At 52.3% G+C, this 16,093-nt stretch carries 19 protein-coding genes and 1 rRNA gene; 4 read left to right on the top strand and 16 right to left on the bottom strand.

The genetic code is table 11. From position 1 onward, the window contains the following. The 4 genes from PHI12_10820 to PHI12_10805 form a co-directional block, all read left to right on the top strand. Positions 1–368 (top strand): efflux RND transporter periplasmic adaptor subunit (locus PHI12_10820; GenBank protein MDD5511288.1); only part of this gene is annotated, 368 nt, incomplete at its 5' end. A 23-nt stretch (positions 369–391) separates the two neighbouring features. Further along, positions 392–1,066, top strand: coding sequence for an ABC transporter ATP-binding protein (locus PHI12_10815; GenBank protein MDD5511287.1), 675 nt, complete (start codon positions 392–394; stop codon positions 1,064–1,066). Next, complete coding sequence (locus PHI12_10810) at positions 1,063–2,313, top strand: ABC transporter permease (protein MDD5511286.1); 1,251 nt, start codon at positions 1,063–1,065, stop codon at positions 2,311–2,313. Before PHI12_10815 ends, PHI12_10810 begins: the two co-directional genes overlap by 4 nt. Positions 2,314–2,344: 31 nt before the next feature. Beyond that, complete coding sequence (locus tag PHI12_10805; GenBank protein ID MDD5511285.1) at positions 2,345–2,833, top strand: CvpA family protein; 489 nt, start codon at positions 2,345–2,347, stop codon at positions 2,831–2,833. Between the two features lie 106 nt (positions 2,834–2,939). Here the strand turns inward: PHI12_10805 and PHI12_10800 are convergent, their stop codons facing one another. The 16 genes from PHI12_10800 to rsmG all read right to left on the bottom strand — a co-directional run bounded on the left by PHI12_10800 (position 2,940) and on the right by rsmG (position 15,887). Then, entirely contained in the window at positions 2,940–3,263 is a 324-nt protein-coding gene (locus PHI12_10800) for a YfhL family 4Fe-4S dicluster ferredoxin (GenBank protein ID MDD5511284.1), read from the bottom strand. Between the two features lie 22 nt (positions 3,264–3,285). After that, entirely contained in the window at positions 3,286–3,771 is a 486-nt protein-coding gene (gene coaD / locus PHI12_10795; GenBank protein MDD5511283.1) for a pantetheine-phosphate adenylyltransferase, read from the bottom strand. Further along, positions 3,768–4,325 carry a 16S rRNA (guanine(966)-N(2))-methyltransferase RsmD gene (gene rsmD, locus PHI12_10790; GenBank protein ID MDD5511282.1) on the bottom strand — a complete coding sequence of 186 codons (558 nt, stop codon included), beginning with the start codon at positions 4,323–4,325 and terminating at the stop codon, positions 3,768–3,770. Before rsmD ends, coaD begins: the two co-directional genes overlap by 4 nt. Positions 4,326–4,445: 120 nt before the next feature. After that, positions 4,446–5,282, bottom strand: a complete 837-nt coding sequence (locus PHI12_10785; GenBank protein MDD5511281.1) for a 4Fe-4S binding protein — start codon at positions 5,280–5,282, stop codon at positions 4,446–4,448. A gap of 58 nt (positions 5,283–5,340) precedes the next feature. Then, positions 5,341–5,916 (bottom strand): RnfABCDGE type electron transport complex subunit A, encoded by a 576-nt coding sequence (locus PHI12_10780; protein MDD5511280.1) that lies wholly within the window; start codon positions 5,914–5,916, stop codon positions 5,341–5,343. Next, positions 5,913–6,524: an electron transport complex subunit E gene (locus PHI12_10775; GenBank protein MDD5511279.1), complete on the bottom strand. Its 612-nt coding sequence runs from the start codon at positions 6,522–6,524 to the stop codon at positions 5,913–5,915. The genes PHI12_10780 and PHI12_10775 overlap by 4 nt, the downstream gene beginning before the upstream one ends. A gap of 2 nt (positions 6,525–6,526) precedes the next feature. Beyond that, positions 6,527–7,075, bottom strand: a complete 549-nt coding sequence (locus tag PHI12_10770) for an FMN-binding protein (GenBank protein ID MDD5511278.1) — start codon at positions 7,073–7,075, stop codon at positions 6,527–6,529. Then, positions 7,065–8,018 (bottom strand): RnfABCDGE type electron transport complex subunit D, encoded by a 954-nt coding sequence (locus tag PHI12_10765; GenBank protein MDD5511277.1) that lies wholly within the window; start codon positions 8,016–8,018, stop codon positions 7,065–7,067. Before PHI12_10765 ends, PHI12_10770 begins: the two co-directional genes overlap by 11 nt. After that, positions 8,015–9,343, bottom strand: a complete 1,329-nt coding sequence (gene rsxC, locus PHI12_10760; protein ID MDD5511276.1) for an electron transport complex subunit RsxC — start codon at positions 9,341–9,343, stop codon at positions 8,015–8,017. The genes PHI12_10765 and rsxC overlap by 4 nt, the downstream gene beginning before the upstream one ends. A 10-nt stretch (positions 9,344–9,353) precedes the next feature. Next, positions 9,354–10,379, bottom strand: a complete 1,026-nt coding sequence (locus tag PHI12_10755) for an FAD:protein FMN transferase (protein ID MDD5511275.1) — start codon at positions 10,377–10,379, stop codon at positions 9,354–9,356. A gap of 158 nt (positions 10,380–10,537) precedes the next feature. Next, a complete protein-coding gene (locus PHI12_10750) occupies positions 10,538–11,710 on the bottom strand; it encodes a sodium ion-translocating decarboxylase subunit beta (GenBank protein ID MDD5511274.1) in 1,173 nt (390 codons plus the stop codon). Positions 11,711–11,735: 25 nt separating this feature from the next. Then, positions 11,736–11,957 (bottom strand): biotin/lipoyl-binding protein, encoded by a 222-nt coding sequence (locus PHI12_10745; protein ID MDD5511273.1) that lies wholly within the window; start codon positions 11,955–11,957, stop codon positions 11,736–11,738. 3 nt (positions 11,958–11,960) lie between these two features. Next, the gene (locus PHI12_10740) at positions 11,961–12,122 is read right to left on the bottom strand and encodes a hypothetical protein (GenBank protein ID MDD5511272.1); all 162 of its coding nucleotides are present in this window, start codon (positions 12,120–12,122) and stop codon (positions 11,961–11,963) included. A 192-nt stretch (positions 12,123–12,314) separates the two neighbouring features. Next, a complete protein-coding gene (locus PHI12_10735; GenBank protein ID MDD5511271.1) occupies positions 12,315–14,786 on the bottom strand; it encodes an ATP-dependent Clp protease ATP-binding subunit in 2,472 nt (823 codons plus the stop codon). A gap of 122 nt (positions 14,787–14,908) precedes the next feature. Continuing rightward, positions 14,909–15,026 (bottom strand): 5S ribosomal RNA (gene rrf, locus PHI12_10730). A 132-nt stretch (positions 15,027–15,158) separates the two neighbouring features. Further along, positions 15,159–15,887: a 16S rRNA (guanine(527)-N(7))-methyltransferase RsmG gene (gene rsmG / locus PHI12_10725; GenBank protein ID MDD5511270.1), complete on the bottom strand. Its 729-nt coding sequence runs from the start codon at positions 15,885–15,887 to the stop codon at positions 15,159–15,161. Positions 15,888–16,093: the final 206 nt, after the last annotated feature.

Below are 16,093 nucleotides of genomic sequence, written 5' to 3'. Positions count from 1 at the left end.
TTGAGGGTACGGTTACCTCCATCGCTTCCGTACCGATCGTAGAGGCCGGTGTGGTGCTTTACAACGCCCGGATCAGCTTTGATGTTCCCGAGGGAACAAAACTCAAGGTCGGTATGAGTGCCACCGCCGATACCATTAGCACGGAACGAAGTGATGTCCTGCTGGTACCCGACCGGGCAATCAGCTACAGCGAAGGCGGCCCGGTGGTCTACGTGTTGGTTAACGAGCAGATTGAGGAGCGGCCGGTAGTTATCGGCATCAGCGACGGCTTTCAGACCGAGATTAAGGAAGGGCTTGCCGAAGGAGAGATAGTGGTTGTCTCGGTCAAGACCAGCTCGGAGTCGGATGGGTTCGGTTTCTTCGGCTAAGACCGGACCGATTGGATGAGGATATGTCCCGCAGTATGATCGAGCTTAATAAGGTGACCAAGGTCTACCGTATGGGTAAGGTGGAGGTTAACGCCCTGAGGGGAGTCAGCCTCTCCATAAATATGGGGGAAATGGTGGCCATCATCGGCGCCTCGGGCTCCGGTAAGTCCACCATGCTGAATTTAATCGGTTGCCTCGATAAGCCCACCTCGGGCAGCTACTTCTTTGAGGGGGTGAATGTCAGCCAGCTTAATGATAATCAGCTGGCCGAGGTGAGAAATAAGAAGATAGGCTTTGTCTTCCAGGACTTCAACCTGCTGCCGCGCGCTACCGCTCTCTCCAATGTGGAGCTCCCTCTTATCTACAGCGGCGGTGCTCATGACCGGCGGCAGCGTGCTATCGAGTCTCTACAGCGGGTAGGCTTAAGTAAGAGGGTTGACCATAAACCTACCGAGATGTCGGGTGGCGAGCAGCAGCGGGTCGCTATTGCCCGGGCGCTGATTAATAACCCGCCGATTATTCTGGCCGATGAACCTACCGGCAATCTCGACAGCAAATCGAGTGCTGATATCATGGATATTTTCCATGACCTGCATCAAGAAGGCAAGACGATAATCCTGATTACCCACGAGTCGGATATCGCTGCGCAGGCGCAGCGTATCGTTCGGATTTGTGACGGGGAGATAGTCAGCTTATGAAATTCAGGGACTCACTGGCCGCTGCCCTGAAATCACTGACCGCCAATAAGCTGCGCTCCGGGTTGACCATGCTCGGCATGGTAATCGGGGTTGCTGCGGTTATCGGGCTGATGTCAATCGGCAGGGGTGCCGAGACGATGATTACTTCTACCTTCGAGGACCTGGGCTCCAATGTCGTTTGGGTGCAGCCGCATAACCCCGATGCCCCGGGCTTTGCCGGACTGTCTCCTGAATTCGCCACACAGAGCCTTACCATGGATGATGCCGAGGCTCTGGCCGATATTCCCTCGGTGGTAGCTATCGCACCGAGCAACACAAACTATGCCGAGCTGGTAGCCGGCAACAAGAGCTTTGCCGCAATGATTGAGGGCAGTACTCCCGCTGTTCAACAGACCAGCAATTATACGCTGGCCCATGGCCAGTTTTTTACCGATCGCAATGTAGCCAAGCGGGATACGGTGGTCGTGCTCGGTGATAACGCAGCGAAAGAGCTCTTTGGCTCGGCCGACCCGCTCGGCGAGAGGATTAAAATCAAGGGGAAGCGTTTCACTGTGGTCGGTGTGCTTGAGTCCAAGGGTGGGGCAGTTATGGGGATCAATATGGACGATATCGCCATAACTCCGATAACAACCTTCCAGACCAAGCTCTTCGCCCAGCAAATCACCAGCGGCGGGGATGCCGTCGAGTCAATCTCGGTCCAACTCACCAGCTCTGACGCTATCAACGGGGCAATTGAAGATATTGAAACCGTCTTAAGAAAGCGCCACCGCATTGATTCCGATGAGAAGGATGACTTTATCGTCGTCAGCCAGGAGCAGGTATCATCAATGCTCACTCAGGTAACCGGGGTCTTCACCATATTCCTGGGGGCTATTGCCGGGATATCCCTGCTCGTCGGCGGCATCGGCATTATGAACATTATGCTGGTCTCGGTAACCGAGCGGACCCGGGAAATAGGCATCCGTAAGGCTCTGGGAGCCAAACGGCGGGATATCCTGGTCCAGTTTCTTCTAGAGTCGGCAGTGATAAGTCTGGTCGGTAGCAGCATTGGTATCGTTTGCGGCTGGTTCATGTCACGTATTGCTTCTAGTATAACTATCTCCGGTACCAACATTCCCGCTGTGGTATCACCGGATATCGTCGCCCTGGCCATATCGGTGGCTATTATCATCGGTATTGTCTCCGGGATATATCCGGCAATGAGAGCAGCCAGGCTGAATCCCATTGACGCACTTCACTACGGGTGATTAAAATAAGGAAAAACCAAACTTGGCTGCTATGAACTGGCTTGATATCGTTCTTATTGTCGTGATCGGAATTAGCGCCTTTATCGGCCTGCGAAAAGGGATTATCAAGATGGCACTGACCCTGGCCGGGCTGATAGTCGGCATAGTGGTGGCGGGACGCTACTATACCTCATTTTCTCAGTACCTGACGTTTATCTCCTCACCTACCTGGGCAAAGGTAGCCGCCTTTGCCATCATATTTATCGGTATAATGGTCGTTGCAGCACTACTGGCACGCCTGCTGGAGACAGCTGCCTCGGCAATGATGATGGGCTGGGCAAACCGACTGGTCGGTGCTGTCCTCGGCTTTATCCTGGGGGCTATGTTCTGCGGTGCTATTCTGGCGGTTTGGGTCAAGTATATCGGCACCCCGGGGGCCGTTGCCCAGTCGAGCATTGCCCCGATACTACTGGGCACCTTCCCCAGGGTGCTGGCTCTACTGCCCCAAGATTTTGACTCGGTACGGTCTTTCTTCGATTAACCGATTCCGCAGACAGCAAAAGTCACCGTACCGAGGTAGTAGCGATCGACCCCCGCCGGACCAAATGAGACCAGCCGAGGGAGTATTTTCATCGCTATATTTTCGCTTAAAAGGTTCCTTCGGCAGGCTCTTTACCCGGGTGCAGACCGCGCCACTTCTCGAGGAGTTTCTCTTTAGTCTCGGAATGATCAGGGTCGAGTACACAGGCGTCAACCGGACATACCTCAACGCACTTGGATTCTTCGTGGCTACCGACACACTCGGTGCACTTCGCGGGGTCAATCACATAGATTGTTTCACCCTCAGTAATTGCCTCGTTGGGGCATTCCGGCTCGCATGCTCCGCAGCTAATACACTCATCCGTAATTTTGTATGACATAGATACCTCCTGTCTTTCCTCCCTTTCTTCCTTTAGGAATTGTTTTGTAATGTTCTCTAATTTTCCGTAATAACTATACTCCGCTGCTGAACTTCTCTTTAAGAGCTGTTACCACGTGTCTGGGGACAAGTTCACTGATATCACCACCCAGCCGGGCGGCTTCCTTGAGCAGGCTGGAGCTCAAGAACTGATACTTCAGGTCTGACATCAGACAAACTATTTCTATCTCGGGGTATAGTGTTTTTTGCATCATAGCCAGGTCGAACTCCCTTTCGAAGTCGGCACTCATTCTCAGTCCGCGTACTATGGTCTGAGCTTTCATCTCCTTGGCAAAGCTGACTGTCATTCCACTGAAGACCCGTACGCCAACACGCGGCAGAGTAGTAATTGATTTCTGCACCAGTTCCAATCTCTCGTCGGTAGTGAAAAGGAGGTTTTTGGACGGTCTATCGTAAATGCCGATAACCAGCTTCTCGAAGAGTTTAGATGCCCTGGTGATGATATCAAGGTGTCCGTTGGTTACCGGGTCGAAACTGCCCGGGTAGATGGCGGTAATCAAGACCTGCCCTCCTTCTCATAAATGGAAATACAGCTATCCCCATGGCGGCGCTCTTTAATAAGGTTCAGTGTGCCGTAGTTCGTATCCAGGTGAGTGCGAGTGGAGTGTGTTACCACTACAATTGATTCTGCCCCGACCAGTTTGGAATCGGCCAGTCGGGCTACCAGCTTGCCTATGGAAGGATTAGAATAGGGGGGGTCTATCAATATAATACTATACTCCTTATCCAGGAAGAGAGCTGCTTTGCCGACATCGCGGCAGTAGATATGTGCCTGTTCGGTAAACCTCGTCTTTTCTAGATTCTGTCTAATTATATCACAACAGCGCGGTTCACGCTCAACAAAATCAACCCACTCGGCGCCGCGACTTAAAGCCTCGATACCCATGGCACCGCTGCCGGAGAACAAATCAAGCACTCTTCTCCAGTCATTGGCGATCGTCTCCAGGATAGCAAAAATCGCTCCCCGCACCAGATCCGTCGCCGGGCGAGTAATACTAGCATCCTTCGGCGCTTTCAGTCGATGTCCCTTTGCTTTACCAGCGATAACCCGCATTTACCGAATAAATTATTAAGGTATCTTTTACCCTGATCCTCTATATCTAACCCGAGACTACATTCTAGATTATACGGAACAAATTATCAAGCAGGCTTACAATTGGAGCAGCCCTTTTCGTTATACCGCAGCTGGTTCGGCCTCTTTCCCGGCCCTGGTAAAATCAGCCAGCGTATGCTGCGGACATTCCTCGACACACTTAAGACAGAGGGTGCATTTCTCCTGATTGAACTCGGGTAGAGCGGTATCCTTATTCCAATCTATCGCCTCATATTCACAAGCCTTGAAGCACTTGCGGCAGTGAATACAGCCGAAATCACATCTGTCGCGGCCCGGGATGCTCTTTAGCGGTTTGTAGCTACAGAGAAAGGCTATCTTGGTCCCGGCGGGGACCAGATCAATGATTTTCTGTGGGCACTCGGTAACACAGAGTCCGCAACCGGTGCATTTCTCGGTATCAACAATGGCGACGTTCTTCTCCGGGTCGATGGATATCGCGTTTTGGGGGCATACCTCCCCACAGTCATTGAGCCCCAGACAGGCATAGGGACACTTCTTATATCCGCTGAGAAGCTGGGCCGCTCCCTTACAGGTTTGGGCTCCGGAGTAACCGTAGACAACCTCGGAGTTACCGGTGCAGCGGACGACGGCTTTCTTGCTCATCTCGGACGCATCCAGGGTTATACCGAGTATTTTCTCCAGCTGTTTCAGTCTTTCGGCGTCCTGCAGCACCGAGGAACATGGTGTCTTCAGTACCAGGTTGGCATCCTTGGCAATCGCCTGGGCATAGCCGAAACAGCCGGCATATCCGCAGGCGCCGCAATTTATCCCGGGCAGGATGGAGTTTATCTTTTCCGTTTCCTCAAGCCCTTTTACCTTCTGGGGTACCTTAAGGTAGACGAAGAATATTACCAGCCCGCAGACCAGTCCGATAGCGGTAAGGATACCTATAATCATAACCCCTTTGTCCTCTACTTATTATGATGTTAATTAATATTAATATTGCGTCGCCCGTTTATAGCATTCCCCCGAATCCTTGGAAGGCGAGGCCGAGCAGCGTAGCGGTAATAAATGCTATTGGCAGCCCTCTCATCGACTTGGGGATATTGGCCAGTTCCAGCTTTTCCCTGATGCCTGACATCATTGCCAGAACAAGGGTAAAACCGAGCCCGCCGCCAAGTGCAGCCACGACGCTGCCGGTGAATGAATAACCCTGTGTCGCATTGATCAGGGTAATGCCGAGCACGGCACAGTTCGTCGTAATCAGGGGCAGGTATATCCCGAAGGCGAAATAGAGATTAGCATTGGTCTTCTTGATGAATAGCTCAATAATCTGCACCAGCGTGGCTATCACCAGGATATAGATGACGATATCCATATACTCAATGTCGTAAGGAACCAGGATATAGTGACGAATAAGCCAGGTGGCGACGGAGGAAACAGCCATCACGAAGGTGACGGCTACTCCCATACTGATGGCACTGCTTATTTTCTTGGAAACACCGAAGAAGGGGCAGAGTCCGAGAAACCTCACCAGGATGAAGTTGTTGATAAGGACCATGCCGATGAAAATGGCGGCTAACTCGCTCATTCTTTAATCACCCCCGTCCTTTTGAACAGCGCCATTATCAGTCCTATTAGCAGGAATGCACCCGGGGGCAGGATGAATATTACTATCGGGTGCTCCTTGAGGACAGGCAGGTCGAAGAGGTGGGTGCCGAATACTGCCAGGTTGCCGGTGCCCAGTATCTGCCTCAGGAACGATATGATGAGCAGGGCTAACATAAAACCGACGGTAATACCTAACGCATCGGCGATCGAGTGCAGTATCGGGTTCTTGGAGGCAAAGGCTTCGGCTCTGCCCAGTATGATGCAGTTCACCACAATCAGGGGAAGAAATATCCCTAAGGACTCGTAGAGGTCGGGGAATCTGGCATGAAATATCAGGTTAACCACGGTAACCAGCGTGGCAATAATGACGATAAAGATGGGAATCCTGGTGATATTCGGGACAAACCTCCGTATCAGAGATATTATTACGTTCGATCCTATCAGTACGATGAGAACCGCCAGGGTCATCCCCAATGCGTTATCGATCGAGGTGCTGATGGCTAACGTCGGGCATAAACCAAGAGCAAGTACAAAGACCGGATTAGAGATGATTAACCCTTTGGCAAACTCCTTGCCGAATTTACCCATCTTTATCCCCCTTCCTCACTAGCCTTGATTAACTTGACCTTCTCCACAGCGGTAGCCCTGACGGCATCAATGACGGCTACGGAACTTATCGTAGAACTGGTTATGGCGTCTATTTGCCCCCCGTCTTTCCTCAGGGCCACATCGTTAATATTCACTCCGACGAACATATCGGTGAAAGAAGGCTCGGTTATTCTGGTGCCTAGGCCGGGGGTTTCATTATGCGAAATGATGGTAATACCCTTCAGGGTCGTGTCATTCTCAAGCCCGACTAGAATATCAATATCGCCCCCATACCCCTTTCCGATGGCAATAAAGGCATATCCGATCTCATCCTCATCCCGGTAGATGGCGTAGATATCATCGCTAAGCTCATATCGACTCATCTCGGGGAACATTTCAGAAAGCATGCTCTCCGTCTGGGCTTCCTTCTGGGCCTCAATCTCACCCCGGGTCATGCGGTCGGTATAGGTGAGCGCGGTCACCGAAATGGCCACTACTGCGGTCAGAATAATTACGGGGAAAGCTTTTTTCAGAAAGTCCTTAGCCGGCACCTTCCACCTTCTTTATCAGACCGTATGGTCTTATCTTAATATAGCGGTCAATGAGGGGTGTTATGGCGTTCATAAACAGGATGGAATAGCAGACTCCCTCCGGCATACCGCCGAACCGTCTTATCAGCATGGTTAATACCCCGAGAGCAAGGGCGAAGACTATCTTGCCCCGGTTGGTAAGCGGAGAGGTAACGTAATCGGTAGCCATAAAGAAGGCGCCAATCATCAATCCCCCGGCCAGGATGTGGAACAGGGGGTCCTGGCCCATGGCAAAGGAGAGTAGTGCTACCATTCCGATATACACTGCGGGAATCCGCCAGTTTATCAGCCTGAACCCGATAAGGAAGATGCCTCCGATCAGTATGAATAGGGCCGAGGTTTCTCCCAACGAACCGGCGGTATTACCCAGAAACATCGCCTGATATAGAGAGAGCCTATCTGCCGTCCAGACGAAGCTCTCGCCCAGCGGAGTAGCCGTGGTTACGGCATCGGCGGCGAATCCGGTCGGCGCGACCCAGCTTGTCATCTCCAGAGTAAAGCTCATCGACATGAAGGCCCTTCCCGCCAGAGCAGGATTGAATATATTATGCCCCAGGCCGCCGAAGGCTTCCTTGGCAATGGCGATAGAAAAGACAGCGCCCAGCGCTACCATCCATAGCGGTATCAGCGGTGGCAGTATCAGGGCCAGGAGCAGGCCGGTAACCACGGCACTGCCGTCCATTACGAAGACCTGGCCCTTCAGCTTCTTGCACAGATACTCAGTAAGCACGGCTACACCCACGCTGACGCCGATTACCGACAGGGCATGATAGCCAAAGAAACGTATTGCCGCACCGGTAGGAAAGAGGAGAGCGATCACCACAAGGTACATGATCTTGCTCACCGAGAGTTTCTTCCAGAGGTGCGGTCCCGGCGAGACCAGGAGCTGCCTTACTTCACTCATTTACTGGGTACCCTCTTCGCAAGTTCTTTCTTGGCCACCTTGATGTACTGCACTATCGGGATGTTTGCCGGACAGGTGTAGGTACAGGAGCCACACTCAAAACAGTCATCTATGTAGTAGTTCGCTTTACATTCATCGTATCTGCCATCCTTGGCACATCTCGCCAGCATGGTCGGCATCAGGCGCATAGGACAGGCCTCGATGCACATGCCACAGCTGATACAATCGTGTTCTCGGATCGGTTCATCTTCCTTGACCAGTATACTGTTTGTTCCCTTGACGACCGGGAAATCAAGGTCGAACTGGGCGATACCCATCATCGGCCCGCCGAGGATGACCTTATTGGCGTTGTCCGCCATTCCCCCGCAGTACTCAATAAGAGTCCTGATGGGGGTACCGAACCTGGTCAGCAGATTTTTAGGGCTTTTCACCGCGCCGGAGACGGTTACCACCCTCTCAATAAGCGGTCTGCCTTCGAAGACGGCGTCATGAATTGCCTTGGCAGTGCTTACATTGTGGACAACCACTCCGACATCCAGAGGCAACCCGCCAATCGGTACCTCTCTACCCAGTACCATATTGATGAGGGTCTTCTCAGCCCCCATCGGGTATTTCGATTTCAAGGGGACTATTTTCAAGTCCTCCATACCCAGACTGACTACCAGCTCTTCCATGTGCTTGATGGCATCTTCCTTGTTATCCTCAATAGCAATGTAGGTAATCTGTGGAGAAAGCACCTTTCTGATAATATTCAATCCGGATAACACCTTCTCTCCGAATTCCAGCATCACTCTGTGGTCTGAGGTAACATAGGGCTCACACTCGCAGCCATTCAGGATGACGGTATCTATTTTCTTATCTTTGGGCGGCGAAAGCTTGACCTGAGTAGGGAAGGCAGCTCCTCCCAGCCCCACAATACCAGCCTCTCTCACCTTCTCCAGGATCTCCTTTACGGAGAGAGACTCGGGGTTTTGCGGAATATCTAGTTCGACCCAGCGGTCTTCACCGTCGGAGGTTATCACCAGCGCCTCGATAAGCTGGCCGGTGGGGGGATTGACCAACATGGTGGTACCGGATACTTCACCGGATACGGTGGCATGAATCGGCGCACTGACAAACTTGTCCGAATCGGCTATCTTCTGACCGGTTAAGACCTTTTCCCCCTTCTTAACCAGTGCCTGAGCGGGGGCTCCGATATTCTGCTGCAGGGGTATGACTACCTTTTCCGGCAGTGGCGCCGGCTCAATCGGACTTTTCTCACTGAACTTGCGTTCAGGAACCTTGACACCGTAAGGAGAACTCTTCTTGTTTAACCTGATCGCCAATATGTTCACCTCAACTAGCACTCACCAGGTACCGGGATAGCCCCGAAGAAAGGTGTACCGTACGGTCGGCATCAACGATCAGACACTCGGTATCGTCCAGTGATTCGATCAGCGCAATGCCGGCTTCAGGACCCATGACATAGATGCCGGTAGCCAGGGCGTCAGCCATAGTCGCGCTCGGGGCTACTACGGTAGTGCTGATACATTCCGCTGCCGAATACCCCGTCTTAGGGTTAATGATATGGTGTGCCGTTTTCTCCGGATTAAAATATCGCTCGTAATTGCCCGAGGTAGCTATCGCTTTATCAGAAAGACTGAATTCGGCCAGGCTCTGGCTGGTATCATCGGGATTGACCAGAGCAACCAGCCACGGTTCCCCTTGCGGCTTTGTCCCCAGCATTCTCATATCGCCGCCGGCATTTATCAGAGCATGTTCAACGCCTTCATTAATAACGACGTCTAATGCTTCATCTACAGCATAGCCCTTAGCTATACCGCCCAGGGTAATCTCCATCCCGTCCACCGTGAAGAATATCCTCTCATCTTCGATGCCTATCTTATTCCACCCGACCACTTCCAGCGTCTCATCTATTCTGCTCTGCTGGACGGACTCACTCTCCTGCCAAAGACCGGCCTGCCACAGGTCCAGCAGCGGCTGAACGGTGATATCGAAATAGCCGTCCGTAATCTGACTGTAGTCCAGGGACATGTTGATCATCTGCCGAAAATCCACGGATGGCGCTTCCAGAAGCCCATCCTGATTGAGCTTGAATGCCTCGGTTTGCTCATCAAATATAGAGGCTTCCCTTTCTATTTCCTCCATTCTGTTAAAGGCAGCGTTTATTACTTCTCGGGCTTTGTCTTCATCGGAGGCATAGACAGTGATGGTAAAGAAGGTGTCCATAAGGGTACGGGTCTCTTCTAATCTGGTTAGTTCCTCCGTTTCAACAGGTGTGCTGCTGGTACAACCGGTAGCTCCAAATATAGTGGTAGAAAATACTATGACAACAGCTACAAGCCAGCCAGCTTTCTTCATAAGTTATTTACGCTTAATATTTTTGGTACTATCCAATCACTCGGAACGAAGCGTCCATGGCTGTATTAAGTGAAGGCCACTTTCGCTAAAGTGTAGCTTTACTATTCTAGCAGAAAATTTTCCGTGATTCCAGTTTACCCTGATTGCTTATTTATTATCTAGCCCAGCATGCCCAGGAAGATGCCGGCGGCGGTAGCGGTGCCGATGACCCCGGCTACGTTAGGACCCATGGCATGCATCAAGAGGAAGTTCCGCGGGTTAGCCTGCTGGCCCATCTTCTGCACTACCCGGGATGACATGGGCACCGCGGAGACCCCGGCCGCACCTATCATCGGGTTAATCTTCTCTTTGAGAAAGAGGTTCATGAACTTGGCCAGCATTACACCGAAGAAGGTGGAAACGGCGAAGGCGGTAATGCCCAGCCCGAATACCAGCAGGCTCTCCGGCTTGAGAAATGACCCGGCGCTCATAAAGGCGCCGACCGAGATCCCGAGCAGAATGGTAAGGATGTTAATAAAGGCGTTGGCCGCCGTGTCCGCCAGCCGGTCGGTAACGCCGGACTCCTTGAGCAGATTACCCATCATAAACATACCGATCATAGGGGCCGATTTGGGGACAAGGAGAATGATAATGATGGCACCGGTTACCGGGAAGAGGATTTTTTCCAGCCGGGAAACCGGGCGTAATTGTGGTTTCATGTATATCGCGCGCTCTGCTTTAGTGGTGAGTGCTTTTATTATCGGCGGCTGAATGATGGGTACCATTGCCATGTAGGTATAGGCGGCTACTGCGGTAGCCCCGATGAAGTGGGGGGCGAGTCGGTTGGTGAGATAGATAGTGGTCGGTCCGTCAGCTCCGCCGATGATGCCGATAGAGGCGGCTTCACCAAAGCCGATACCAATATCGGGGAAGACAGCACCCAGCAGTAGAGCCATAAAGAAGGCGAAGTAGACGCCGAACTGTGCTCCGGCGCCGAGGAGTAAGGTCTTGGGATTGGCAATTACCGGACTGAAATCGGTCATCGCCCCCAGGCCGAGGAATATCAGGCATGGTATCAACTCCCAGACCAGACCGTAGTGGAATATACGGGAAATCAGGCCGGCCGGCTCACCGCCGATAGTGTATGCCTCGACGACTTTACCCTGAACGATACATTCCATCAAGCCGCCGATAGGGAGGTTCACCAGGATCACTCCGAAGCCGATAGGCACCAGCAACAGCGGCTCCATCTTCTTGGCGATGCCGAGATATAAAAAGACGGCGCCAATAGCCAGCATTACTCCGTTACCCCAGTAAAAGCTGGCAAAGCCGGTTTCAAAAAGGCCGAACATAATTCCTCAGTTTATTCTTGATAGACTAGAACTCGATAACGGCGATTGTATCACCGGGCTTGACCACCTGGTCGGCACTAACTCCTACTTGGTCGATAGTGCCATTCACCGGAGCCAGTATCGGGTTCTCCATCTTCATTGATTCCAGGATGCAGATTACATCGCCTTCTTGGACCTGATCCCCCGGTTTGACATTGACACAGGTAATCTTACCGGTTATTGGGACCTCGACGGTTTCTCGCGCCATCTTCTAGCCACCTTCCTTAGTGCTATCTTCTCTCTTGCCGCGGCCGATTCTTCGCACCGCGGTTGCTATCAGTGCTATCGTCGCGGCCAGAATACCCAGTACCAGGAACACGGTACCGAAACCAATACCGCCAATCTGAAAAGCCTGCCCCCAATCTACTGCCATATCTTACCGGCCATCCTGTTTGTTCTGATTTTGGGTAAAAGGAAAGGGTGGACTTTTTCTCCCTAATGAGGCTCCACCCTTCATACCAGCGAGGCCAGGTTTACACTATCCGGTAGGCTAAACCTTAACTGCCTTGCTTATCTAATTCCCCCGCCCCTTTTATAACTTGTTAGACTAGCCCGGTCCAACGAGTCAAGTTTTTCCTTCTCCGGGTGTAGCACCTACGATTGCCGGATGCACTACAATCCCCCCGTTTTCCAGGTCGACTACAGCGGTATCTCCGGCTTGGAATTTGCCGCTCAGCAGGCCTTCCGAGAGTTTGTCCTCTACCATATCCTGAATAACCCGTCGCAGTGGTCGCGCCCCGAAGACCTCGTCATATCCCTTCTCGCCCAGGAAATCCTTGGCGGCGTCAGTTACCTCGAGCTTGATTGATTTCTCAGCCAGTCGTTCGGTTACTACCGCCAGCATTAAATCAACTATCTTCCGAATGTGTTCTTTATTCAGGGGATGGAATACGATTACCCCATCAATCCGGTTGAGAAACTCGGGACGGAAGGTCTTCTTCAGTTCCCCGAGCAACTTGTCTTTCATCCGCTCGTAGTCCTGCTGGCGGTTCTTCGCCTCGTCACTGCTGACGGCGAAACCGATGGTAGAGCCTTTCCTGATAAGCTCGGCACCAATGTTGCTGGTCATCACGATAATGCTGTTGCGAAAGTCGACACGCCGCCCTTTGGCATCGGTCAGGTGACCGTCATCAAATATCTGGAGCAGGATATTAAACACGTCAGGGTGGGCTTTCTCAATCTCATCGAGCAGGATGCAGCAATATGACTTGCGTCTGACCGCCTCGGTCAATTGGCCGCCTTCTTCATAGCCGACATATCCCGGCGGCGCTCCGACCAGACGGGATACGGCGAACTTCTCCATAAACTCCGACATATCAAGTCTGATGAGGGTCTCCTCGCTACCAAACATGAACTCAGCCAGGGCTCTGACCAGTTCCGTCTTGCCGACTCCGGTCGGCCCCAGAAAGATGAAATTGCCTATCGGTCGGCTGGGATCCTTGAGCCCGGCTCTTGCTCTCCTTACCGCCCGAGCCACCATACTGATTGCCTCATCTTGACCAATGATACGCTGATGCAACACTTCTTCCATATCAAGCAGGCGTGCAGTCTCGTCTTCAGCCAGTTGTACTACCGGGATACCCATCCACATACTCACTACCTCAGCGATGTCCTCTGTGGTCACCACCGGCTTGTTCTGCTCCTGCTCAGCCTTCCACTCCGCCTCCAGCTTTTTTATTTTCTCCTCAAGTTGAAGTTCACGCTGGCGTAGTTCAGCAGCATAATCATATTGCTGAGTAGTTAAGGCGGCATCTTTGTCCCGGTGTACGCTGTCCTCAAGGCGGCGGGCATCCTTAATGGTCATCGGAATAGTCCTGTGTCTGATCCTGACCCTGGATGCTGCTTCATCGATAAGGTCGATAGCCTTGTCCGGCAGGAAACGGTCAGGTATATATCGAGCGGCTAACGTCACGGCTGAATTCAACGCCTCATCACTTATCGCCAGATGGTGATGCTCTTCGTAGCGCTCCTTAATGCCATTGAGGATCTCCAGGGCTTCATCAATGGTGGGCTCCTCTACTAAAACCGGCTGGAAGCGGCGTTCAAGAGCGGCATCACGTTCAACATATTTCCGGTAGTCATCAAGAGTGGTCGCTCCGATACACTGTAGTTCGCCCCGGGCCAGTGCCGGCTTCAGCAGGTTAGCCGCATCCACTGCCCCCTCAGCCGCCCCGGCGCCTACCATAGTATGGAATTCATCGATAAATAGCACGCAGTTGCCGTCGGTCCTTATTTCGTCAATAATCTTCCTCAGGCGCTCTTCGAACTCGCCGCGGTATTTTGTTCCGGCAACCACCGCTCCGATATCCAGCGTAACCAGACGTTTATCTTCCAGTGTTTCCGGGACATCCCCGGCAACAATACGGTGGGCCAGCCCCTCAACAATTGCCGTTTTACCCACTCCTGGTTCGCCAATCAAGGCCGGATTATTCTTGGTACGGCGGCTGAGGATTTGAATTACCCGCTCAATCTCTTTAGCCCGGCCGATAACCGGGTCGAGCTTACCGGATCGGGCTGCCTCAGTAAGGTTGATGCCCAGCTGATCCAGGACAGGAGTCCGGCTGACACTGCGGGTCGTTTTGGACTTAGGCGGGGTCTGACTGAGAATGCGCTCCACCTCGGTGCGCGCCCGGTCGATAGTAATTCCCAGGCTGTCCAACACGCCGAAGGCTATCCCTTCTCCCTCACGCAACAGACCTAACAGAAGGTGTTCTGTTCCGATGTAATTATGGCCGAGGTAGCGTGCCTCGTCGATGGCCAGCTCAATAACCCGTCTGGCTCTAGGCGTCAGGCCGGTCTCAGTAGCGCCGGGCTTATCACCACGCCCGGTAACAAACTCCACCGAAGCACGTACTTTACTCAAGCCTACGCCCAGATTGATCAGAACCTTAGCGGCTACCCCTTCTTCTTCACGCACCAGACCGAGCAGAATATGCTCAGTCCCAATATAGCTGTGGTTAAGGCTCTGGGCTTCTTCCTGCGCTAGGGTAAGGACTCTGCGGGCTCGTTCCGAGAATTTTTCAAATCTGTTGGCCATCTTTTCTACCCCGAGACCAGCCTATACTATAGCAGTAAATAGGACTACTGAGTAGATTATAAAACACCGGTGCTAAAAGGTCAAAACGAAGGCCGGATTGCTTTGACCGAATAGATAAAGCCCTCTGGCAGTGGCATATTTTCCACAAAGAGTTGCCCCTTAAGTATCGTCTGCGCTGAGGCGTTTCACTTCCGTGTTCGGGATGGGAACGGGTGGTGCCACCTCGCTCTAACCACCAGAAGGCTATTCAACTGTCGCTATCTCTTTAGCGTCCTCCCTACTATTACCGTAGGTCGTTACTTGACTGCAACTGAAATATTATAACACATCTTTGGTAATAAGCAAACCCTGGTTTAAAGTACAGCACGGGTATTAAGATAGCGGTCGCTTTGACGGAATACCGGGGCGGCGGGGATAAGCTCCGGGCGTCGCCAGCTCTTTATCAATTACTACCAGCTGCCGATCATCGGGAAACTCCTCAAGTTCAATATTGATAACCTCTCGCAGCCTTCCCCCCAGCAGTTTGATTGCTCGTTCCGCCCGGCTTATCTCCGGGACAAGGGCCCCTTTCTTCTGGGCGATAAATCTGCCGCCAACTTTACAGAAGGGCAGGGCTAGCTCAGCGAGGGTGACCAGAGGAGCTACAGCGCGGGAGACCACAATGTCGAAACTATCCCGGTATCGTCTTTGTTGGGCAGTATCTTCCGCCCGGCCGGTAACTACTTCAACATCGGCCAACATCAGCCTATTACTGATATGATGCAGAAAGGCCGCCTTTTTCCCGGTAGCCTCAAGCAGCACCAGGCATACCCCGGGGAACACGATCTTAAGAGGTATTCCCGGTATCCCGCTGCCAGTGCCGACATCAATAATACGTGTGGTAGCGTTAGCCCTTGACGGCGGCCAGGCCAGGTACACTGTGAGAGAATCAAGGAAGTGTTTGGTTTGCACCTCCTGATAACCGGTTATACTGGTAAGGTTCACACGCCGGTTCCACTCTACCATCTCCTCCCAGTAGGTATGAAACTGCTCGAGTTGCTTCGCGCTAAGCTGAAGCCCTAATCTTCCAGCCCCGGCTTCCAGGCTTTCCATAATTGTCATTGGAGATATTCCCGATTTCACTAACCAGTATTACCTTAAGGATTATACCACTGCCAGTGTTATAGCAGAACAGCGGCTGTTGCTGGCTAGGCGCTTTGCATTTTTGTCAGGCCTGTGTTATTTTTGAATTAAAGTTATATAATATAATAAGGCTAGACCGCTAGGGGTGCCGCAGGGCTGAGAGGCTTTTTGAGCCGACTCTTGGA

It is taken from the genome of Dehalococcoidales bacterium, assembly GCA_028716225.1.
In the GTDB taxonomy this organism is placed as follows: domain Bacteria; phylum Chloroflexota; class Dehalococcoidia; order Dehalococcoidales; family UBA5760; genus UBA5760.
Note: the sequence above shows the minus strand (reverse complement) of the source record. Positions and strands in the feature narration are given on the sequence as shown.

Coding starts and splice junctions, on each gene's coding strand:
- PHI12_10765 (MDD5511277.1), bottom strand. CDS start 8,018: ATGAGTGAAGTAAGGCAGCTCCTGGTCTCGCCGGGACCGCACCTCTGG.
- PHI12_10810 (MDD5511286.1), top strand. CDS start 1,063: ATGAAATTCAGGGACTCACTGGCCGCTGCCCTGAAATCACTGACCGCC.
- PHI12_10785 (MDD5511281.1), bottom strand. CDS start 5,282: ATGATTATAGGTATCCTTACCGCTATCGGACTGGTCTGCGGGCTGGTA.
- PHI12_10740 (MDD5511272.1), bottom strand. CDS start 12,122: ATGGCAGTAGATTGGGGGCAGGCTTTTCAGATTGGCGGTATTGGTTTC.
- PHI12_10745 (MDD5511273.1), bottom strand. CDS start 11,957: ATGGCGCGAGAAACCGTCGAGGTCCCAATAACCGGTAAGATTACCTGT.
- rsmD (MDD5511282.1), bottom strand. CDS start 4,325: ATGCGGGTTATCGCTGGTAAAGCAAAGGGACATCGACTGAAAGCGCCG.
- PHI12_10775 (MDD5511279.1), bottom strand. CDS start 6,524: ATGGGTAAATTCGGCAAGGAGTTTGCCAAAGGGTTAATCATCTCTAAT.
- PHI12_10780 (MDD5511280.1), bottom strand. CDS start 5,916: ATGAGCGAGTTAGCCGCCATTTTCATCGGCATGGTCCTTATCAACAAC.
- PHI12_10750 (MDD5511274.1), bottom strand. CDS start 11,710: ATGTTCGGCCTTTTTGAAACCGGCTTTGCCAGCTTTTACTGGGGTAAC.
- PHI12_10755 (MDD5511275.1), bottom strand. CDS start 10,379: ATGAAGAAAGCTGGCTGGCTTGTAGCTGTTGTCATAGTATTTTCTACC.
- PHI12_10735 (MDD5511271.1), bottom strand. CDS start 14,786: ATGGCCAACAGATTTGAAAAATTCTCGGAACGAGCCCGCAGAGTCCTT.
- rsmG (MDD5511270.1), bottom strand. CDS start 15,887: ATGACAATTATGGAAAGCCTGGAAGCCGGGGCTGGAAGATTAGGGCTT.
- PHI12_10805 (MDD5511285.1), top strand. CDS start 2,345: ATGAACTGGCTTGATATCGTTCTTATTGTCGTGATCGGAATTAGCGCC.
- PHI12_10815 (MDD5511287.1), top strand. CDS start 392: ATGTCCCGCAGTATGATCGAGCTTAATAAGGTGACCAAGGTCTACCGT.